Source organism: Rummeliibacillus stabekisii (assembly GCF_007988965.1).
Lineage (GTDB): Bacteria > Bacillota > Bacilli > Bacillales_A > Planococcaceae > Rummeliibacillus > Rummeliibacillus stabekisii.
This window is the reverse complement of sequence record NZ_BJVD01000003.1, coordinates 279939-301203: the sequence shown is the minus strand read 5'-3', so window position 1 is coordinate 301203 and position 21265 is coordinate 279939. Positions and strand designations below refer to the sequence as shown.

General features: G+C 39.0%; 22 protein-coding genes, 1 tRNA gene and 1 riboswitch. Of the genes, 17 read left to right on the top strand and 6 right to left on the bottom strand.

What is annotated here, in order from left to right:
• The first annotated feature begins 7 nt into the window (after nt 1-7).
• The 8 genes from RST01_RS09085 (at nt 8) to RST01_RS09050 (ending at nt 7871) form a co-directional block, all read left to right on the top strand.
• A tRNA-Glu gene (locus RST01_RS09085) sits at nt 8-79 on the top strand.
• Between the two features lie 169 nt (nt 80-248).
• Nucleotides 249-770 carry a TraR/DksA C4-type zinc finger protein gene (locus RST01_RS09080; RefSeq protein WP_147196110.1) on the top strand — a complete coding sequence of 174 codons (522 nt, stop codon included), beginning with the start codon at nt 249-251 and terminating at the stop codon, nt 768-770.
• A 155-nt stretch (nt 771-925) separates the two neighbouring features.
• Entirely contained in the window at nt 926-2311 is a 1386-nt protein-coding gene (locus tag RST01_RS09075) for an isochorismate synthase (RefSeq protein WP_147196108.1), read from the top strand.
• Nucleotides 2301-4028, top strand: a complete 1728-nt coding sequence (menD, locus tag RST01_RS09070) for a 2-succinyl-5-enolpyruvyl-6-hydroxy-3-cyclohexene-1-carboxylic-acid synthase (protein WP_147196106.1) — start codon at nt 2301-2303, stop codon at nt 4026-4028. The genes RST01_RS09075 and menD overlap by 11 nt, the downstream gene beginning before the upstream one ends.
• A complete protein-coding gene (menH, locus tag RST01_RS09065) occupies nt 4016-4840 on the top strand; it encodes a 2-succinyl-6-hydroxy-2,4-cyclohexadiene-1-carboxylate synthase (RefSeq protein WP_147196104.1) in 825 nt (274 codons plus the stop codon). Before menD ends, menH begins: the two co-directional genes overlap by 13 nt.
• 12 nt (nt 4841-4852) lie before the next feature.
• Nucleotides 4853-5671: a 1,4-dihydroxy-2-naphthoyl-CoA synthase gene (menB, locus tag RST01_RS09060; protein ID WP_147196102.1), complete on the top strand. Its 819-nt coding sequence runs from the start codon at nt 4853-4855 to the stop codon at nt 5669-5671.
• Nucleotides 5672-5769: 98 nt separating this feature from the next.
• Nucleotides 5770-7206, top strand: a complete 1437-nt coding sequence (locus RST01_RS09055; RefSeq protein WP_147196100.1) for an o-succinylbenzoate--CoA ligase — start codon at nt 5770-5772, stop codon at nt 7204-7206.
• 98 nt (nt 7207-7304) lie between these two features.
• Nucleotides 7305-7871 (top strand): manganese efflux pump MntP, encoded by a 567-nt coding sequence (locus RST01_RS09050; protein WP_147196098.1) that lies wholly within the window; start codon nt 7305-7307, stop codon nt 7869-7871.
• 31 nt (nt 7872-7902) lie between these two features.
• On the opposite strand, the gene RST01_RS09045 is transcribed toward RST01_RS09050, so the two are convergent.
• Nucleotides 7903-9825, bottom strand: a complete 1923-nt coding sequence (locus RST01_RS09045; protein ID WP_147196096.1) for an FUSC family protein — start codon at nt 9823-9825, stop codon at nt 7903-7905.
• Nucleotides 9826-9991: 166 nt separating this feature from the next.
• Between RST01_RS09045 and RST01_RS09040 the strand changes: the two genes are divergently transcribed.
• Nucleotides 9992-10426 (top strand): Dps family protein, encoded by a 435-nt coding sequence (locus RST01_RS09040; RefSeq protein WP_066789125.1) that lies wholly within the window; start codon nt 9992-9994, stop codon nt 10424-10426.
• A gap of 42 nt (nt 10427-10468) precedes the next feature.
• On the opposite strand, the gene RST01_RS09035 is transcribed toward RST01_RS09040, so the two are convergent.
• Both RST01_RS09035 and yidD read right to left on the bottom strand, forming a co-directional pair.
• A complete protein-coding gene (locus RST01_RS09035; protein ID WP_147196094.1) occupies nt 10469-11428 on the bottom strand; it encodes a metal ABC transporter solute-binding protein, Zn/Mn family in 960 nt (319 codons plus the stop codon).
• A gap of 99 nt (nt 11429-11527) precedes the next feature.
• On the bottom strand, nt 11528-11761 hold the full coding sequence (gene yidD / locus RST01_RS09030; RefSeq protein ID WP_066789117.1) for a membrane protein insertion efficiency factor YidD: 234 nt from the start codon (nt 11759-11761) through the stop codon (nt 11528-11530).
• Between the two features lie 204 nt (nt 11762-11965).
• Here yidD and RST01_RS09025 point away from each other — a divergent pair, with 204 nt between their 5' ends.
• Nucleotides 11966-12220 carry a GlsB/YeaQ/YmgE family stress response membrane protein gene (locus tag RST01_RS09025; protein WP_066789114.1) on the top strand — a complete coding sequence of 85 codons (255 nt, stop codon included), beginning with the start codon at nt 11966-11968 and terminating at the stop codon, nt 12218-12220.
• Nucleotides 12221-12327: 107 nt separating this feature from the next.
• On the top strand, nt 12328-13752 hold the full coding sequence (locus tag RST01_RS09020) for a UDP-N-acetylmuramoyl-L-alanyl-D-glutamate--2,6-diaminopimelate ligase (protein WP_184117446.1): 1425 nt from the start codon (nt 12328-12330) through the stop codon (nt 13750-13752).
• 104 nt (nt 13753-13856) lie between these two features.
• Here RST01_RS09020 and RST01_RS09015 read toward each other — a convergent pair whose 3' ends face one another.
• Entirely contained in the window at nt 13857-14174 is a 318-nt protein-coding gene (locus RST01_RS09015) for a hypothetical protein (RefSeq protein WP_147196090.1), read from the bottom strand.
• A gap of 150 nt (nt 14175-14324) precedes the next feature.
• Here RST01_RS09015 and RST01_RS09010 point away from each other — a divergent pair, with 150 nt between their 5' ends.
• Genes RST01_RS09010 through RST01_RS08995 form a run of 4 tightly spaced genes read left to right on the top strand, consistent with a single transcriptional unit; the run spans nt 14325 to nt 16391 of the window.
• Nucleotides 14325-14636 carry a transposase gene (locus RST01_RS09010; RefSeq protein WP_066789107.1) on the top strand — a complete coding sequence of 104 codons (312 nt, stop codon included), beginning with the start codon at nt 14325-14327 and terminating at the stop codon, nt 14634-14636.
• 51 nt (nt 14637-14687) lie between these two features.
• Nucleotides 14688-15155 (top strand): RNA deprotection pyrophosphohydrolase, encoded by a 468-nt coding sequence (ytkD, locus tag RST01_RS09005; protein ID WP_147196088.1) that lies wholly within the window; start codon nt 14688-14690, stop codon nt 15153-15155.
• Nucleotides 15139-15918 (top strand): alpha/beta hydrolase family protein, encoded by a 780-nt coding sequence (locus RST01_RS09000; protein ID WP_147196086.1) that lies wholly within the window; start codon nt 15139-15141, stop codon nt 15916-15918. The genes ytkD and RST01_RS09000 overlap by 17 nt, the downstream gene beginning before the upstream one ends.
• A gap of 17 nt (nt 15919-15935) precedes the next feature.
• On the top strand, nt 15936-16391 hold the full coding sequence (locus tag RST01_RS08995; protein ID WP_147196084.1) for a hypothetical protein: 456 nt from the start codon (nt 15936-15938) through the stop codon (nt 16389-16391).
• A 93-nt stretch (nt 16392-16484) separates the two neighbouring features.
• On the opposite strand, the gene pckA is transcribed toward RST01_RS08995, so the two are convergent.
• Nucleotides 16485-18071, bottom strand: a complete 1587-nt coding sequence (gene pckA, locus RST01_RS08990) for a phosphoenolpyruvate carboxykinase (ATP) (protein ID WP_066789099.1) — start codon at nt 18069-18071, stop codon at nt 16485-16487.
• Between the two features lie 278 nt (nt 18072-18349).
• Nucleotides 18350-18467: riboswitch (SAM riboswitch) on the top strand.
• Between the two features lie 247 nt (nt 18468-18714).
• On the opposite strand from pckA, the gene metK reads away from it, so the two are divergent.
• Together metK and RST01_RS08980 are read left to right on the top strand one after the other, a co-directional pair.
• Entirely contained in the window at nt 18715-19908 is a 1194-nt protein-coding gene (metK, locus tag RST01_RS08985) for a methionine adenosyltransferase (protein WP_147196082.1), read from the top strand.
• Between the two features lie 235 nt (nt 19909-20143).
• Nucleotides 20144-20563, top strand: coding sequence for a YiaA/YiaB family inner membrane protein (locus RST01_RS08980; protein WP_147196080.1), 420 nt, complete (start codon nt 20144-20146; stop codon nt 20561-20563).
• A gap of 44 nt (nt 20564-20607) precedes the next feature.
• On the opposite strand, the gene RST01_RS08975 is transcribed toward RST01_RS08980, so the two are convergent.
• Nucleotides 20608-21132 carry a gamma carbonic anhydrase gene (locus RST01_RS08975; protein WP_147196078.1) on the bottom strand — a complete coding sequence of 175 codons (525 nt, stop codon included), beginning with the start codon at nt 21130-21132 and terminating at the stop codon, nt 20608-20610.
• Nucleotides 21133-21265 lie beyond the last annotated feature (133 nt).

Below are 21265 nucleotides of genomic sequence, written 5' to 3'. Positions count from 1 at the left end.
TAGAATTGGCCCCTTGGTCAAGCGGTTAAGACACCGCCCTTTCACGGCGGTAACACGGGTTCGAATCCCGTAGGGGTCATACTAAGTCTTTAGAACAGTTTATGTTCTAAAGACTTTTTTATTTTTATGTTAATCCGTTCAATATTTCGAGAATTTCAATCTCATCTTTTTTCTTTTCTTAAAAATCGAAAAATGGCTTTGAAAAGTTGTTTTTGGGGAATAAATAAGAAAGAATGGAGGCTAAGTATATGAACGAACAACAATTACAACATTTAAAGAATGAATTATTGGATGAGCTAAAACGAATTGAAGAAAGACCTGATAATGACAGGGTTTTTGAATCAACAGAGCTCTCTAACTATGATAACCATCCTGCTGATCAGGCGACAGATCTGACAGACCAAGCAACAGAGCTAGCAATGGATAAATTCCATGACTTTCAAAAAGAAGAAATTAAAGAAGCACTTCGGGCCATGGAGGCTGGTACGTATGGTACCTGTGTAGTGTGTGGTAAAGAAATTCCTTACGAACGCTTAGAAGCAATGCCTAGAACTTTGACTTGCATAGAGCATGCGGAGGATACACTAGATACAACGGAACGTTCAGTTGAAGAAGGAGTTCTGACAGGGAATACTTCACATCCGAGTAATTTGAAAGATTACCGTGTTGACGGTGAAGATAGCTTTCTGGTTGTCGAAGAATATGGCTCATCAGATTCACCATCTGATAAAGGAAGCGAATCTGATGGAACTTATGATACAGATTTATAAAAGACTGCATTTACGCAGTCTTTTTGTTTTGTCCAAATTCCATGATTAGTCATTAAAAAAGCAAATAAGTGCCGAAAATTAATGAAAGTTGTATGATAGAATATATAGAAGTATGTACTTAGTAGATAAATGATCTACTGACGGAGGTAATTTTCATGAATCATCAGTTGTCGTCAACAATCGGCGACCAAAAGGATACAGAAAAAACAACACTGCAGTTTTTCTCAGAAACAATCGAAGTTAGCTCTTTGTCTGCATTAGCCTTTTTTCATGCGGGTGAAGAAGAATTTACTGGACAACGTTTTTTCTGGCAAAATCCTGATCAAACTTTTACGTTAGTTGGCTTAGGCCATGCACATATAATCGAAAGCGGATTAAATGAGGGACGTTTTGAAGAGGTCGACCAGCAATGGAAGAAGCTCACGCAGCATGTACTCACAAATGAGGAGAATGTAAGACCCGTATTATTCGGAGGTTTTACATTTGATCCTGCCAACACACAGTCAGGCGAGTGGGATGATGTGCCAGAAGCATTTTTCGCAGCTGCTACCTACCAGTTAATTATCCGTAACGGACACAGCTATATAAGCACAAACTATATAGCAGAACGGGAAGATGCAGGACTGTTTCAGAAGCTTTGCAAAAAAAGAGATGAACTTCTCCGTGCAAGCTACACATTTGAGAAAGTGGAATACGCTAAACCAATAGTGGTTGAAAGTACAGAGCCCAATAAAGCTGCTTACCTTACATCGATTGAACAAGTAACAAATCTTATTCAAAAGAAAGAAGCGGACAAGGTAGTCATTGCGCGTTCACATGTTTTGAAATTTCAAGAGCCAGTTGCTTCAGCAAATGTACTTGCACAGCTAATGAATGAACAACAAAATAGCTATCTGTTTGGCTTAGAATATAAAAACCATTTCTTTTTTGGCGCCTCTCCTGAACGTTTAGTAAAAGTGCAAGATGCTTACGCATATTCATCATGTATAGCGGGTTCTATTAAACGTGGGAGATCAAGCGATGAAGATGAACGTTTAGGGCTTGAATTATACAATGATGCGAAGAACCGTTCAGAGCATCAATACGTAGTGGATATGATCGGCAAGACATTTAAGGATAATTGTTCTTCTTATTCAATCCCTAGCCAACCTGAACTATTAAAAATCCGGGATATCCAACACTTATTTACACCTGTTGAGGGACATTTAAAGAATGGAGCTACGATTTTGCAATTGGCGAAAACCTTGCATCCGACTCCTGCTTTAGGCGGTGTGCCGCGAATGCGCGCTATGGAAGTGATACGCCAATATGAACCGATGAACAGAGGTTTATATGCAGCACCAATTGGTTGGCTGGATGATCGAAATAATGGTGAATTTGCGGTTGCAATACGATCAGCATTATTAAATTCGAATAAAGCCTTTTTATATGCGGGCGGAGGCATTGTAGCTGATTCAACGCCACAAAGTGAGTATGAAGAGACACTTGTAAAATTCCGCCCAATGGTTCGCGCTTTAGGGGGTCAATTAGATGACGAATAAAGAGATTTTAAATAACTATGTATATAAACTTGTGAGTGCATTGCATGCTACCGGCATAAAAGATGTTGTAGTGAGCCCTGGCTCTCGTTCTACGCCACTTGCTTATGCATTTGCCAACAGTAAAGAATTTACGCTATATCGACAAGTGGATGAGCGGTCAGCTGCTTTTCTTGCATTGGGACTTGCCAAGGCTAGTACAAAACCTGTTGTCCTTGTATGTACATCGGGTACGGCAGCAGCAAACTATTTCCCAGCGATTGTAGAAGCTAAAATAGCACGTGTGCCTTTAATTGTATTAACGGCAGATCGCCCTCATGAGTTACGTGAAGTAGGAGCACCCCAAGCGATTGCACAAACTCATCTTTATGGAGATCAAGTAAAATGGGCAGTTGATTTTCCAATACCAGATGACTCACAACAGACATTGCCGTTTATTGAGCGCCATATCGCTCGTGCGGTGGCTATTGCAAGCACGCATCCATATGGACCAGTTCATGTCAATGTGCCGTTTAGAGAGCCATTATTGATTGATTTTCCGGAACATTTGCCAGTAGCCTCCTTTACAGAGAGCATATCCTCTCAATTGAAGCCAACTGAGCATGCAATGAATTTGTTTGAAACAGTCATTGAACAAGCGAAAAAAGGGTTTATTATTGTTGGGGAATTATCAGGTCGCACAGATATTACCTATATGTGGCAATTGGTTCGCCGGCTAAAATGGCCTGTTCTCGCTGATAGTCTATCCCAATTGCGAGCGAATGTGCCAGAAGACTGCGAGGCTTATATTATTGATCAATACGATGCATTGCTGAAAAATGATGCATTTAAACAGATGGCAGCAGCAGATACAGTGATCCGCTTCGGCGCTCAGCCTGTTTCTAAACCATTGATGCAATTTTTAACGTATTGTGAGCCAAGTACCTATTTGGTAGTAGATGAAGACCCGATGTTTCGTGATTCGCTTTCCCTCTCAACCATGCATATTCAGGCATCTATCGATCAGTGGCTAAATGATCTTATCATCAATCCAGCAAATATAGATTCAGCTTATGTAAATCTGTGGACACAATCAAATGAAGCTGCAGCAGCTAAAGTTGAAACATACAAGCTAGAAGAGACTGATGAAGGGGCAATGGCAGCCGTTTTATTTCAGTCATTGCCAGATGGAAGTAATTTATTTGCAAGTAGCAGCATGCCGATACGAGATGTCGATACTTTCTTTTCGAAAACCTCGCGTGATATTCATATTTACGCTAACCGAGGAGCAAATGGCATTGATGGGGTTGTATCCACGGCAATAGGTACGCAATTGGCAACAAAGCGGGATACGTATTTGTTAATAGGCGATTTAGCGTTTCTGCATGATAGCAATGGATTAATTGCTACACGATATCAAGCATGTGATATAACGATTGTCATTATGAATAATGATGGTGGTGGCATCTTCTCTTATTTATCGCAATCGACAGTTGAACAACATTATGAGGAACTATTTGGCACACCTTCAGGACTTCAATTTGCTGATTTGGCAAAAATGTATGATGCAGAGTACGAACCTGTCCATACAAAGGAAGAACTTAAGAAAGTAGTGCAACGGCCGAAAGCTAAAGCGTTACGAATCATTGAAGTGTTCACCAATCGTGCGCAGAATTTAGAAGCACATCGTAATCTTTGGAAAGCAATTGGCAAGGAGTTAGACAAGAAATGGCAAGTGTAATGACAAGTATTCGTGGCCAGAATATCCATTATCAAGTGGTTAATCCAGAAGCAAAAACGACCATAGTTTTTCTCCATGGCTTTACAGGCAGCACAAAGACTTGGGAATCCACTGAACAATGGATATCCAAAAAGTATCGTATGATTTCAATTGATTTAATGGGCCATGGTTTAACGGATTCTCCTTATAGCGTAGAGGCCTACTCGATGGATGAACAAGTGGAGTTGCTGCGTGAATTCTTCGAAGCCCGCCGAATCTATACGTGTACATTGGTTGGTTACTCCATGGGAGGTAGAGTGGCACTAGCTTTTGCCATCAGGTATCCTGATAAAGTGAAAAAGCTAGTTTTAGAAAGTGCCTCTCCAGGTTTAAAGACTGAAGAAGAACGCAGAACCCGGATAAAAAATGATCGGCAGTTGGCAGAGCGTATTGAAAAAGATGGCGTAGAAGCATTTGTGAATTATTGGGAGACCATTCCTTTATTTGAATCACAAAAACATTTACCAGCTGATATTAAACAGCAAGTAAGAGATGAAAGGCTGAACCAATCACCTGTTGGACTTGCCAATAGCTTGAGAGGAATGGGGACGGGGAAGCAGTCGTCCTATTGGCATGAGCTTAAACATTTTCAAAAACCTGTTGTCATGCTGACTGGAGAACTCGATCGAAAATTTATTCAAAAAGCAATAGAGATGAAAGAAGAGTTTCCAATTTGCGAGCATCATATCGTGCCAGCTGTTGGCCATGCAATACATGTGGAAAATCCTCAAATCTTTGCTACAATAATAAAGGAACATTTAGAAGACGAATAGGAGGACTCATTAATGACTCGTGAATGGGTAACAGAACATGTCTACGAAGATATCAAATATGAATCTTATAATGGCATCGCAAAAATAACAATCAATCGTCCAGAAGTGCGCAATGCCTTCCGTCCGAAAACAGTAACGGAAATGATTGATGCATTTACACGTGCGCGCGACGACGCTAAAATCGGCGCAATTATTTTGACTGGCGAAGGCGAAAAAGCATTCTGCTCAGGTGGAGACCAAAAAGTACGCGGCAATGGTGGCTATGTTGGCGATGACAACATTCCACGTTTAAACGTGCTTGATCTTCAAACATTAATCCGCAAGATTCCAAAACCGGTTGTTGCTATGGTTGCAGGATTTGCTATCGGTGGTGGACATGTACTACATATCGTATGTGATCTAACAATCGCTGCTGACAATGCTATCTTTGGACAAACTGGTCCAAAAGTAGGTTCATTCGATGCTGGTTATGGTGCCGGCTATTTGGCACGTATCATTGGCCATAAAAAAGCACGCGAAATTTGGTACCTATGCCGCCAATACAATGCACAAGAAGCGTTGGATATGGGGCTAGTCAATACAGTCGTACCATACGAACGCTTAGAAGATGAAACTGTACAATGGTGCGAAGAGATGCTTGAAAAATCTCCAACTGCACTACGTTTCCTAAAAGCATCATTCAATGCTGATACAGATGGTTTAGCAGGATTACAACAATTCGGCGGAGATGCAACATTGCTTTATTACACAACGGATGAAGCGAAAGAAGGCCGTGATGCGTTCAAAGAAAAACGCAAGCCGGACTTTGGTCAATTCCCACGTTTCCCATAAACCGAAGAGTACTCATTTTCTAAGGAGTCAACGTAAACGTTGACTCTTTTTTTCTGTGGTAAAATAAAAATAATAGAACGGAGAAGGTGAATGAAATCATGGTTCCAAATTGGATCATCCAACGCGCAAGCTTGACGCCAAATCGTATAGCATTGCGTTTTCAAGACAAATCATGGACATATCAAGAGTTAAATGAACAATCTCTCCTCATTGCAAAACAATTAGTGTCCCTTGGCATCATGCGTGGAGACCGAATTGCCCTCTATGCTTCTTCCACAGCTGATTTAATCTTCATGATAGGCGGATGCATGCACTTACAATGTGAAATGGTCATGTTAAACTTACGCTTAAGCAAAACGGAGCTGGCTTATCAGATAGAGGATGCAAGAGTATCAGCTATATTAACGGAGGATAGTTTGGTTGATAAGCTGCCTTCTAGTGATACAAGAATTTATGCTTTCACAGATATTTTTGCTTCTGAAGGGAAGGTGTTTAGTCCTTCTAGTGAATGGAATGAGTCTGATACGATGACTATTATGTATACCTCAGGTACAACAGGCTTTCCAAAAGGTGTGCGTCAGACGGTAGGAAATCATCTTTCCAGCGCTACGTCATCGCTTTATAATACGGGGCTATTAAAAGAGGAAGCGTGGCTGTGTACAGTACCGCTATTCCATATCAGCGGATTTTCGATGTTTTGTAAATGCATATTACACGGTGTGGAACTTGTGCTTTATACAAAATTTGATGCTAAGAAGGTGGCTGATCAATTAGTAGAAGGCTCTGTGACGCGTATGTCTGTTGTCTCAGTAACACTTGCAAGGATTATCGAAGAATTAGAAAATCGTGGGGAGAGGGCTTCTGAACGCTTTCAAACGATGCTTGCGGGCGGAGGACCAGTACCGATTGATTATTTGGAGCGAGCAGCGGAGCTTGGAATTGAGATTGCCCAAACGTATGGGATGACAGAAACAGCCTCACAAACCACTACTCTTTCCAGTGAAGATGCTATGCGGAAAATTGGGTCAGCCGGGAAGCCGCTGTTCTTTAACCAAATTTCGATTGACGGTGCAAATGAGCCTTTCGAGGAAGGCGAAATACTGATTCGGGGACCTCATGTCACACCAGGTTATATTGGTCGATTTAAAGAAAAATCTGCCTTACAAGAAGGGTGGCTCCATAGCGGTGATATTGGCTACTTGGATGAGGAAGGCTACCTATTTGTTGTTGATCGTCGTGCGGATTTAATTATTTCAGGCGGGGAAAATATATATCCAGCTGAAATTGAAAATGCATTAATCTCGCATCCTGCTGTTAGAGAAGCAGGGGTCTGCGGAATTGAGAATGAAAAATGGGGTCAAGTGCCTTATGGCTTTGTCGTTACCAAAGGGAATATAGACGAAGAAGATTTGTTAATCTACTGTAAAGAACATTTAGCGGGCTATAAAGTGCCGAAGCGGATATTTATTGTCAAGGACTTACCGCGCAATGGGGCGAACAAGCTGTTGCGGAGAGAATTGCCAAAGCTTATATGATGTGAATAAGGAAGTGTTTTATAGCTTTTTCTCAGCCCAATTCCTTTCTGTCTTATCGCATAAAATAGGCAATACCTATCTATGCGAAGGAGAATGAGATGCACTGGATAACGATTATATTGATTGGCATTGCGGCTAATTTAGATAATTTAGGGATAGGACTGGCATATGGCATAAAAAAAACGAGAATTCCCTTGCTTTCTAATGTAACCATTGCCTTCTTATCTATGGCCGTTACGTATTTTTCCGTCAAGATTGGGAGTGCCATAGCCCATTATTTATCGCCTCATCTTGCAGATATGATTGGGAGCTTCTTATTGGTAGGGATAGGTATTTATATGATTGTCGATGATTTGTTGAAAACCAAAAAAGATTTCAACCTGGATAAAATAGATAAAGATCAAAATAATATAATATCATTCAAAGAGGCTGCATTGCTTGGGCTTATACTATCTATCAATTGTTTGGCTACGGGAATTGCGATAGGGGCCAATGGAATTTCGGCAATTTGGACAGTTTTATCCATCGGCTTTTTTTCTGTTGTGGCTTTTTCGATTGGCGGAGAATTTGGCTTGCGCATATCGAAGACGGTCATTGGCAGAAAGGCTACTATCCTTTCAGGTGTACTACTTATTTTTATCGGTATTTTTGAATTGTTTATATAATGGCAAAAAGCCTTCCAATCCGGAAGGCTTTTTATGTTTGATTTGTGACTCTAGTTTGATAAAGATTGAGTGCATCTTGAAGGTTTAAAATTTCTTTTTTTATTTTGCCGTAGCCCTTAATTAAAGGTACATTGTTTTTTGCTGTGATTTGCTGTTGCTCCATGTTTTTAGCCATGGATTCAAATAGATAGAGCAATTTTGATAAGTTTTCTTCCTCTAACACGACCGATTGGGATGTCTGGTTCAGTGAGCTTAAATGGAAGCTGAGCTGCTCCAACGAAGCGATAGCTGGCCATAAGAAATCTAAAGTCTTATTGCTAGGTAATTCTCCTAATGCAGTCGTGTAGACTGTCCGAAGATTTGTCATATTTATTTGCATCTTGCTCATTTTATTGGTACGGTCTGTTGCTGAGTATTGTGTTTGAGCTGAAAATAAATTAAACAGTAGCTCTGATTGACTACGAATCGTTTTGGCGATAATATTTGGCAGTCTGCTTGAAGCAGTTCGTCTGCCGATTAGGAGCACGCCTATTAACCCAATAATCGCTCCAATAATAATGTCTGTCACGCGTGTAGTTGCAAAGAAAGAAAGATTATTGATCTGTGTTGTATTCTCTGCAATTAAAATGGAGTTTGGCGTTAAAAATATAACCGCGAACGCATAGTTTTTCACGATAAATAATTCTGTAAAAAAGCTAAAGACAAGACTGCACAATGCCACTAAGATACCTGTTGGCTGATTGTAGAGAATAACGGATGCAATCAATACACCTAAGATTGTACCAAGTGATCGTTGGATGGCCCGGTGAAAAGTACTTATAATGGTAGAGCCCATCATAACAGCTGCACAGGAAGCAGGAATCCAATATGAACGTTGAAAGTCAAATGAGAATGCAATTAATGCAGCAATGATTAAGACAAAGCCGTATTTTATCGAATTGGTAAAGACAATGGAATCCTTGTCCAATGCATGGCTCAGCGATTTAAATGCAGAAGGCTTAGATATGTTTAATTCAGCATTTATATTTTTTAAAGTCTTATTCAAAATAGCATCAGCATCATATATTTTTGACAATAAAGCGCTGATCTTTTGAGTCGTTTCTTTAGGTTGTAAAATTGTTTTTACACCAGAGGAGGGATTATCAATCAAGTCAGCAAGAGCTTTGACAGACTGCCCGACTTCTTTAGGGAGTTTTGTATAGCCATCTGCAACAAGTTCCAGAATATCTGAGAAAATGAGGTTGGCTTGATTGTTTAGCAGATAAAGTCGCTTGTAACTAAGAGAGCTGTGCCAAGGAGAATAGCCGGCTAATAAAACGGTATCTGCATTATTTAAGATCTGAACCGTTTTTTCACAAGCTAAATCGAATTGATCTGTGCCCACTTTGTCGATTAATCTTGCAATTTCGGTATAAACTGCATGGACTGCTTTGGTTTCTGGGCCATATGGATGCCAGAACCAGCCAATCATAGCGACTATCCAAGAAAAAATGCCGCCTAACATTACAAGGCCACCGTATAGCCATGCAAGATGGGGATCAGGGTGTGTTGCAGAAGACATTGAAAATATCATCACGAAGAATATAGATGCAGGGCCAGGTATTTTAAGTGCACCAAATATGAAAGTCACTAATGCTCCTACAAGGCCTATTAATAAAGAAAATAATATAGTCGAAGAGGACGTCAATACACCTAACATCATAAGTACAGAAAAGCTGGCTGCAACAAGGAAAATTTTCTTCGCTCGTTGAAGATAAGGTTCATTCCATACATACAAGTAAGCAAAGCCGCCAATCGAGGCCATTAGTCCGTATGAAAAATGGTTAAATAAAATGCCTATTAAAGTTGGAGTTGCAGAGCAAATGCCGGCACATAGCGCCCGAGACAGTGGAAATGGTGTCTTGTTTATGGCAAATGCTCCTTTTACCCATTGGATTAAATGAGATCGAAACATATATTACATTACACCTCTATGTTGTTGAATTCGTAATAAAAAAGTTATCACTTACTTTAGTATATCAAATTTAAATTAGTTAAGACGAACAATTCATATGTTTAATTTGTTCAAAGAGAAGGAATACTAAACGCGAGAAGAAATTAATATTAGGAGAGTGTACGTTATGTCTAATTTACAACAACAATTAAATCAATTGGTATCTCAATGGTCAGTGTTATATACAAAGCTTCACAATTATCATTGGTATGTAAAAGGACCAACATTCTTCACATTGCATGCCAAGTTTGAAGAGCTATACAACGAAGCAGCAGAGCATCTGGATAATATTGCTGAACGTATTCTATCTCTAGGCGGTAAACCAGTAGCAACTATGAAAGAGCATCTAGAGATTTCGAATGTCCAAGAAGCTCAAGGCAGCGAAACAGCTGAACAAATGGTGGATACACTGATTAAAGATTTTAATCTGGTTATGGAAAGTTTGAAAGCAGGTATGACAGAAGCATCTAATGAAAATGATGATATGACAGAGGATTTACTTAACTCCATTTATCAAAGCTTAGAAAAGCATGTATGGATGTTAAATGCATTCTTAGGATAAAATAAAGATGGACCATCCAATTTTGGATGAGGCCATCTTTTATTAATTCAGCGCTTTTTTAAATGTGTCTATGTTACGTTGCATTAATGTAAAGTAATCTTCTTTATGTTGAATATCCTCTTTTGTCAGTACACTTAAATTGTGGAGTGTTAGAGGTTGTGCTCCGATATCGTTCTGAATGACTTTAGCAAGGTTTGAAGAAACATTTTGCTCGAATAAAATGTAGCGTACATTGTCCTCTTTTGCTTGGTCCACAATATGAGCCAGTGTTTTTTGTGATGGTTCATCCTGGGAGTTAAGACCAGCGATGGCTACTTGATTCAATCCATATGTGCCTGCAATATAGCCAAAAGCAGCATGTGAGACAAAGAATGTTTTATGCTTTGCATTGTTTGCCATTGTTTTGTAATCGTTATTCAACTTGTTTAAATCTTTAACAAGTGATTCATAATTCGTTTCAAATTCAGATTTGTTCTTAGGTTGTGCTTTTACTAAAGCATTCTTAATAGATTTTGCTAAATCTTGGCTGATAACTGGCGAAAGCCAAACATGTGGGTCATACTGGCCATGCTCGTGACCGTCTTCATGATTTCCTTCATGTTCGTCTTCTTCCTTGCCGGTACTGACAGCAAGTTTGTCTTTTGATACCTGTGCGGCCGTCTCAACCATTTGGACTTGTTCATTTTGAAGAGATTTTTTTGACTTTTCAACGAATCCTTCAAGTCCTAAACCAACGTAAAAGAAATAATCTGCATCTGCTAAATTCATCATATCCCGCTGCGTTGGTTCGAATGTATGTTCATTTGAGCCAGGTGGATAAATAGATGAAACATTCACATGGCTTCCACCAATTCGTTTTGCGAAATATTGAAGTGGATAAACAGTTGTGTAAATATTAAGCGTCTTTTTATTGGCCATGTCTTGTTCATTTTTAGTCGTTCCACAAGCAGCTGTAAATAAAGCTATGACCGTTACTAAAAAAATTATATAAAACTTTTTCATTATAGCACCTCATAAATAGTAATCATTACGATTTGTTTTTTAAACAATAACTACTATACAAGATATCTGTAGAAAATACAATAAAAAAAGCCCCGAAAATTAATTCTTTTTCGGAGGCCATTCTTCTGGCACTGGATCATAGCCGCCTTCACAAAATGGTTGGCAACGTAATATCCGTCGAATCGCCAAGTAGCTACCTTTAAATGCACCATGTTTTTCAATAGCTTCAATTCCGTAGTTAGAACAAGTAGGGTAAAAACGGCAGCTAGGTGGCTTTAATGGTGATAGCACTTTTTGATAAAAGCGAATAGGCAGTATGAGGATTTTTTTCAATATATGTCAACTTCCTTTATAATCTATTGATTAATCTACTTTATTTTACTGCAACTGCTCTAAAAAAAATAGTAATCTTCCTTTAAGAAAATAGTAAAAGCAAGCGCTTGGTATATAACTATTTTTAAAAAAGGAGTTTAATTTCATTCTATCGGGGAATATATAAGCAGAGCCAAACAAACAGAAAGAAAGGAAGTTGATATCATGTTAAGTTTTATTTGGTTTTTAATTATCGGAGGTATCCTAGGTTGGTTAGCAGGTCTAATCTTAGGTAAAGATATTCCAGGCGGTATTATCGGTAACATTATTGCTGGTATTATTGGTGCATGGATTGGTGGTAACTTATTAGGTGAATGGGGACCAAAAGTAAGTGATTTCTATATTATTCCGGCTCTATTAGGTGCAATCATTTTAATCTTTATTGTCAGCCTAATTATGAAAGCAATGAGAAGAAAATAACAGGTAAAAGCGCAAATCCTTTTGGATTTGCGCTTTTATTTTGTATAGAAGCCCGAGTTACGGCCATGATAAGCATAATTCGTTGCAATGCTTTAAGAGGTGAGAAAATGAAATTAAAGGAACTAATCTCATGCCTGGCTTGCGAAATAGATGAACAGCATGGGGAGATAGAGATTAAAGGGATTTCCACGAATTCCAAAGAAACTCTACCAAATGAACTCTTTGTGGCTATACAAGGATACCAAACGGATGGGCATCAATATATTGACAATGCAATTGCAGCTGGTGCCATAGCTGTTGTGGGGGAGAAAAAATTAGACCATGTTACGGTACCTTATTTTCAAATAGAAAATGGACGCTCAGCGTTGGCCCAATTAGCTTGTACTTTTTATAATCACCCATCAAAAAGGAAAACAATGATTGGGATTACCGGAACAAATGGTAAAACTACCACCTCTTATATGTTAAAGCATATCTTAGAGAGCACAGGAAATAAATGTGCTTTATTTGGTACTGTACAAAATGAAATCAACGGCAAAGTATGCAATTCTGCCAATACCACACCATGCCCGCTACAGCTGAATAAACAATTAAATGCAAGCCGGGATGAATATATCTTGATGGAAGTTTCTTCACATGGAATTGCCCAGCATCGTGTTACCGGTGTTGAATTTGATTATTGTTTATTTACAAACTTAGACCATGATCATTTAGATTTCCATAAAACCATTGATGATTATTTTTCTGTAAAAGCACGTTTATTTGACCAAATGAAACCTACTGGCAGAGCAATCATTAATCGGGGAGATCGATATGGCGAGATATTAGCAAACCGTTTATTAAAGAATAATTCCACATTCTATTCAATGGGGGATAAACCCCATCATGACCTTCACCTTACATCCATCCAAACCCGAAAAGGAACCTTCGCATTACAAAAGAATTCTATTCACACACTTCACCTTAAAATTGAGGGCAAACATAATATATTAAATGCTGCGCTAGCGTTTTTAACGGCAAGTGAGATCGGTATTCCTCCCCAAGAAATTATTCAAGCACTGGAGAGCTTTTCAGGAGTTCCAGGACGCTTTGAAAAAATCACCCACCCAAAAGGTACCACTATCGTCGTTGATTATGCACATACAGCAGATGCTTTCAATTATTGTTTAGAGACAGCGAAAGAAGAAGGGGCAAACCGTATATTCCATGTCTTTGGTTTCCGAGGAAATCGAGATACAACAAAACGTAAGGACATGATCCAAAACTCCAAAAGTAATAGCGATGTACAAATTCTTACCTTCGATGATTTAAATGATCTGAGCCAGGAAGAGATGAAAGAAGCATTAGAGCAAGTGAATGATGGATGCCTGATTATTCCTGACCGCACCCTTGCAATACAAAAAGCCATAGATGAAGCAGATGCAAATGATTGGGTATTTATTACTGGAAAGGGAGCTGAGATGTACCAGCAAGACTTTGAATTGCCGACGAGTTCAGATATTGATACTGTAAATTTTCTTGTTGAACAATAAGTGTACTCTCAAAACACATCTCCCCCAATTGTTGGAGATTTCATATAAATGCCCCACAATTGCCGGTTGTGGGGTTTTAAATATTTTTTATTTGGTACCACTTTTTATCTGAATAAAGAAAGAATAAACCAGCAGACGACGAATATGACTATCCCATAATAGGTTCTCATTCTCCATATCCTGCATATACCGAATAAGGCTAATAAAAGGGCTGTCGTATAAATACCAAGGCTTAAAAAGCCAATCATGGTTCCGAGCGTGCTGCTCATAAATAAACTTACAATAAAAAGAAAAATCGATATGATAAATAATACTGTCATTCGCACTGCATGTTTAGAACGAGGAGAGAATATAAGTGTGAGCGCATCAAGAAATAGACCAATAAGAAGACCAGCTAAGAAGACACCAGTGAATAGATGCATAGTCTCACCACTTTCTGAATTTTCCGTTTCCTTATATAATATGCAAGTTGAAAGACAAGAAACGTTTTAAATGCCTAATCCTCGTATAAAAAAATAAAACACAACCATGCTATAAAAAATGTGGCCAATCAAATAAAGGAGGATTACATCATGTCAGAACAAGTAGATGCCTATGTGTCAGTAATGCATAAATATTATAATTTTTCTCCAGACCTAGCACCTTGGGAATTCCAAATAAATACGAATGCTGAAATGTTAAAGGTACTTGATTTACTTTTTAGACAAATGCAAGGATGGGAAGCAAGTGGTATGTGGCGTGCACACCTTCCAGCTGTTCCTTATCATCTTGATGCACAAAACAATGAAGTAGATAAACGGTTGGCTAAAGTTTATGCCATCATTCATGAATACGGCGATGAAGAGACTAAGAAATTTATTGAAGGAATGCCTTATTACAGTTGATGGATTGATTTACCTTCGTTACACTTATAAAAACAAGGAGTGAGCGAAGGTATGTTTACATATACAGATTTAAATGGCTTTGGTTGTGAACTCTCTTTTAAAAAGAATACTTTTTCCATAAAACCTCAACATGTGTTGGTATTAGCGAAATATAAAGGGAAATGGTTGTTGACCGAGCACCCTCTTCGCGGTCTTGAATTTCCGGGCGGTAAGGTAGAGAAGGGGGAAATGTTAGAAGATGCGGCAAGAAGGGAAGTATATGAAGAAACAGGGGCCGTGCTCTCAGATATAGTTTGGTTTGCCACTTATATAGTTCACGCAGAAAGGCCTTTTACGAAGGCGGTATTTATAGCCTCTGTCCAAGCAATCGAACAAAATCACCAGTATAAAGAAACAGCTGGCACATGTCTGTTGGATGATGAAGAATTAGATCACTGTAACAATCTAAGTTTTTATATGAAAGATGCAGGGATGAAAAAAATGTTAGAGAAGGTGAGTGAACGTGAATATCAATGGTGATATCCATTACATGAGGGATTATCCATCGCCCAATCCAAATGTCAAACTTGCCGAGATTACATATTGGTCGGAAGGTTTAAAAGTGAAAGGGCTTCTTGCTACGCCTATACAAAATCCAAAGAGTGAAGGAATCCTATATTTGCGAGGTGGGATTCAAAATGTAGGGATGGTACGTCCTGCTCGCATTACACAGCTTGCGGCAAATGGCTTTGTCGTATTCGCGCCGTATTATAGAGGTGTACGCGGTGGTGAAGGAAAGGATATGTTTGCTGGCGAAGACCGCTTTGATGCAGTAAATGCTGTCGAAGTGCTGAAGCGTTTCTGTGACAGTGAGAGAATTCATTTGTTCGCATTTTCTAGAGGTGGGCTTATGGCTCTTTGGACTGGTATTATTCGAAATGACATCACGTCCATTGTTACATGGGGAGGCGTCTCTAACATTGAGTACACATACGAAGAACGGGTTGATATGCGTCGGATGATGAAACGCGTATTCGGAGGTTCTCCTATGACCAATCCAGCTGCATATGAAGAGCGCACGCCTTTAGACCGAATAAAAGAAATTAATGCTTCGGTCTTAATCATTCATGGGATGAAAGATGACAATGTGAGTTTTAAGCATGCTGAACTACTTGAAGAGCGCTTAAAGGAATTAAATAAAAGAGTTGAAACCTGGTATTATCCCGAATTCACTCATTACTTCCCTGGTGTAGCCAATCGCAATGTCCTCCGAGGGGCATGCCAATGGATGAAACTACAATAAAATAAGTAGGTGAAAAGATGGGTTATCTTAAAGCGACAAATGATGTAAGGCATAAAAGTGATACCTTGCCGTTTAAAAAACGCTATCCTTTCTGGCAGGAATTATGGGAGGCTTATTCTGGACCCTATAATGAGCTGCAGGTGCAAAATTGGAAGGAAGAAAGCAAGGCAATTCAAGAACTGGAACAATTCAGTTTTAGTTCACAGGATGAAGGCTTAGTAAAAATTCAGCGTGTCACCTTAAATGATAAAATAAGAGATTATTTTATTCACCACTCAGCCGATTCAAAAGAACAGTTAAAATGGTTTTCTATTCTGTTCCATGATGATCATGGAATAGAAGGCATAGAAATAAGAAATTATGCAGAAGAGATTTTCTTTAATCAACTAACGAGAGAAGATGCCGAACCTATTCTTGAGATGTTTAAGAAATACGATACAGAAGCAGAATTTTTTCCAGATGACACAGATTAAAAAACCAAAAATCCCCGGCTAGCCTTTTGGCCTGTCGGGGATTTTTTTGCGATTTGGATTTACTTATAGGTTGTAAGCGATAAGTTGTAGCAATTAAACGATTGGCGCGCCTTTTTCAGAAATATCTTTTGAAATGACGCCGAATTTTTTAAAGTTTTCATGGAACATGCCAGCAAGTTCTTTAGCTTTTTGATCATAAGCATCTTTATCCGCCCATGCATTACGCGGATTTAAAACTTCTGTTGGCACGCCTTCGATTTGTGTAGGCATAGATAGACCAAAGAATGGATCTTGCTCTGTGAATACATTGTCTAGCTTGCCGTCGATTGCAGCGCGAACCATTGTACGAGTATAAGAAAGTTTCATACGGCTGCCTTCACCATAGCTGCCGCCAGTCCAGCCTGTATTAACTAAGAATACATTAGCTTCATGAGCATCGATTTTCTCACCCAACATTTCTGCGTATACAGAAGCATGTAGTGGGAAGAATGGAGCGCCAAAGCATGTAGAGAATACTGGTTCTGGTTCTACGACACCGCGTTCTGTTCCAGGAATTTTGGAAGTGAAGCCAGATAAGAAATGATACATCGCTTGCTCTTTCGTTAATTTACTGATTGGAGGCAATACGCCAAACGCATCAGCTGTTAAGAAAATAATTGTTTTAGGGTGACCACCAACAGATGGACTTGCAATATTTTCGATATTTTGGATTGGGTATGCAGCACGTGTATTTTGAGTTAATGTAGTATCATCATAGTCAGGTATGCGTGTTTCTGGATCGATTGTTACATTCTCAAGCACTGTGCCAAATTTGATAGCATTATAGATTTCTGGTTCTTTTTCAGCAGAAAGGTTGACTGTTTTCGCGTAGCAGCCTCCTTCTATATTGAATACTCCATTGTCTGACCAGCCGTGCTCATCATCACCAATTAATTTGCGATTGCTGTCAGCAGATAAAGTCGTTTTACCTGTACCGGATAGGCCGAAGAATAATGCTACATCGCCTGATTCACCAACATTTGCAGAGCAGTGCATAGACAGAATACCTTGTTGTGGTAATAGGTAATTCATAATGCCGAAGATTGATTTTTTCATTTCGCCAGCATATTCTGTGCCGCCGATTAAAATAATGCGTTTTTCTAGAGATACGAGAATGAATGTTTCAGAAGATGTTCCGTCTACTGCTGGATCAGCTTTAAAGGTAGGAGCAGAAACAATAGTGAAATCTGCTTCATGTTCTTCTAATTCTTCAGCTGTAGGGCGGATGAATAATTGATGTGCAAATAAATTATGCCATGCGAATTCGTTCACAACACGAATGCCAAGACGGGATGAAGGGTCAGCACCCGCAAATCCTTTGAAAACAAAAATTTCTTCTTTTTCTTTTAAATAGTCTACTACTTTCGTATATAATGAATCGAAAACTTCTGAAGAAATAGGTTGATTGATTTTACCCCAATCAATTTTGTCTTTAGAGGATTCTTCTTCTACCATAAATTTATCTTTAGGAGAACGTCCTGTATATTTGCCAGTTACTGCGCGAACAGCACCATCTACCGTTAAGATTGCCTCTCCACGTGAAGTTGCTTTTTCCACTAATTGTGGAACTGAAAGCTGTTCTAAAATATTGCGCCCTTGTAATAAATCATTCAGTTCATTCGCAATTTCTACTGAATTCATCTGTGTTCGTACCATCCTTTTTATATTATTACCCTTGCTAAGTGGGTGAGTATTAATCTTTTCGAGAATTAGTATAACACATTAAGCGTATTAGTCTATACTAATAACTCGTTATTTTTTAAAAGTTTTCTATATAAATTAATTCATTAATTTACTTTACGAAAACGCTTAACTACATCACACAACAAAATTCATCAAAAATCAACTTTTTTCTTTATTTTTTATCGAAAATTTGACTTTCTTGTTCAATTCGCTTACTATATGCTATAGAACGGATACTCTTATCCCGAGCTGGTGGAGGGTCAGGCCCTAAGAAACCCGGCAACCTGCATTTTATCAAGTGTTAAATGCGCTGGTGCTAATCTGATGCAAGGAATATTCCTTGAACGATAAGAGTGAAAGGTGCTTACGAAACATATCCTTTCCTCATTGTGCGAATGAGCGAAAGGTTTTTTTGTGTAAAAATTGAGGCAAATTGATTTTGTTTCATATTAATATATAGCATGTATGTAAGGGCACTTTCTATATCCTCGTGTTTAAAAAGCAGCTAAAGCTTGGCGTTTAATCCATTTAAACGGACATGGGTAATGAGTACCGTATCACTTTCGAGAGGATCTCGTTGATTTAGGAGGAAACCAACCAAATGACTAACAGAAGATTATTTACTTCAGAAAGCGTAACAGAAGGACATCCAGATAAAATTTGTGACCAAATTTCGGATGCCATTTTAGATGCCATTATTGCAAAAGACCCGAATGCGCGAGTTGCATGTGAAACAACTGTCACAACAGGCCTTGTCCTTGTTGCAGGAGAAGTGACGACCTCAACATATGTTGACATCAAAGGAATTGTAAGAGATACAGTAGCTGAAATTGGTTACACACGCGGTAAATACGGTTTCGATGCAGAAAACCTAGCAGTACTTGTAGCAATTGGTGAACAATCACCGGATATTGCACAAGGTGTAGACCAAGCACTGGAAGCTCGTGAAGGAAACATGTCAGATGCAGATATCGAAGCAATTGGTGCAGGGGACCAAGGGTTGATGTTCGGCTATGCTTGCAATGAAACACCTGAGTTAATGCCGCTTCCAATCAGCTTAGCTCACAAATTGGCACGCCGTTTAACAGAGGTTCGCAAGACAGGTCAACTTGCATACTTGCGTCCGGATGGAAAAACACAAGTAACAATTGAGTATGATGAAAACAACCATCCAGTACGTGTGGATACAATTGTTATCTCAACTCAACATGATGAAGATGTAACATTAGAACAAATTCAACAAGATCTTAAATCAACAGTAATCAATAATGTAGTGCCAGCTGAATTACTGGATGAAAACACAAAATACTTCATTAACCCAACAGGCCGCTTTGTAATTGGTGGACCAAAAGGGGATGCAGGTCTTACAGGCCGCAAAATCATCGTTGACACATACGGTGGATATGCGCGTCATGGCGGCGGTGCATTCTCAGGGAAAGATGCAACAAAAGTAGACCGATCTGGAGCATATGCAGCTCGTTATGTAGCTAAAAATATTGTAGCTGCAGGCTTAGCAGAGCGCGCAGAAGTTCAGTTAGCTTATGCAATCGGAGTAGCTCAGCCAGTTTCTATTTCTGTAGATACTTTTGGTACAGGAAAGGTCACAGAAAGCAAATTAGTAGAAGCCGTTCGTGAGACATTTGATTTGCGTCCTGCAGGCATTATCAAAATGCTTGATCTTCGCCGTCCAATCTATAAACAAACAGCGGCTTACGGACACTTCGGTCGTGTTGATTTAAATGTACCTTGGGAAAATACAGATAAAGCTGAAGAATTGAAAGCTAAATTTAAATAAATAGAGTTTCTTGCTATGGAGGTTTTTCCTCCTAAGCGATAAGCTGATTCTTATGAGAACCCTGTCACATTTGTGATAGGGTTTTTGGTTTTTATTCTCCATTAATCTTGATAGGTTGTGAACAAACTATTCTTTAAAAATAAAATGAAGGCAAAGTAAAAGCTTGATACATTTTCGGTTCATAACCTTTTCTCTCTTTGAATAAGTTAATAAGAAGTTCAAGGAGGAGAGATGGTTGAAAACAAATGAATTCTTTTTTCTCACATGGGCTGCTTTTTTAACCGGCTTTGGTTTTGTCTTAGTTGCGATTTGGAATACAGATTGGCAACTTGTTGAGCGAGGATTCTATACTATTTTGTTGGGGTGGATTACTTTTTCTGCTTTTTCACTTGTAAAGACAATTCGCGATCGGCATGACGGAATTAAAGTAACAAAAGAATATTTGCTCCTTTGTTATTTATCAACGATTGCTTCATTTGGAATAGGGATGATAAGTGTTTGGAATACAGACTGGGACCTTGTCGAAAAGGGATATTATTGGCTAGGGATTATTTTTGTCTTATACACCTCTTTCGCGCTATCAAAGGAAATACGTGACAGACAATATGGTAAGTCACTCAAAGGCAATGGCAATGGAGAGGAACAAGAAGAATAAAAAGTAAAAAGATGGCCTCCCTTTTGAGAGAAGCCATCTTTTTATTATCTTTCTGAATTTTGTTGGACAGATTTATAGAACTGGCCCTTTTCATGATATTCGTTGATAATGCGGACCATGTCTTTTTTATCTTCATCAGTTAATTCCCGTACTACTTTAGCTGGTCGGCCGAAAGCCATTGTATTCGGAGGTATTACTTTTCCTTGTGTCACAAGGCTCCCTGCCCCGATGAATGCTCCCTCGCCAATTTCTGCGCCGTCTAAAACAATTGATGCCATACCAATAAGCGCACCTTTTTTTACATGGCAGCTATGTAGTGTCACTTGATGACCGATTGTTACCTCATCTTCTAGGACAAGCGGTCTGCCAGGACTTTGGTGTAAACAGCACAAGTCTTGTACGTTCACTTTACTTCCAATAATAGTAGGGGACACATCACCTCTAATCACTGTATTATAAAATACAGATGAGTCTGGTCCAATTGTGACATCCCCAGTGATAACGACATGATCTCCTATGAAAACAGAGGGATCGATATTTGGTTTTTTGTTGTGATAAGGGTAAATCATCGAAAATTCGCCTCATTTCAAGCTATGATGTTATTAATATCGTAACAAATGGTAGATTGGAAGGAAACTGAAATCTGTAAAATACGTTAAAATAGAGTGATACGACAATCAGTGAATTTTATCTTCTCTGATT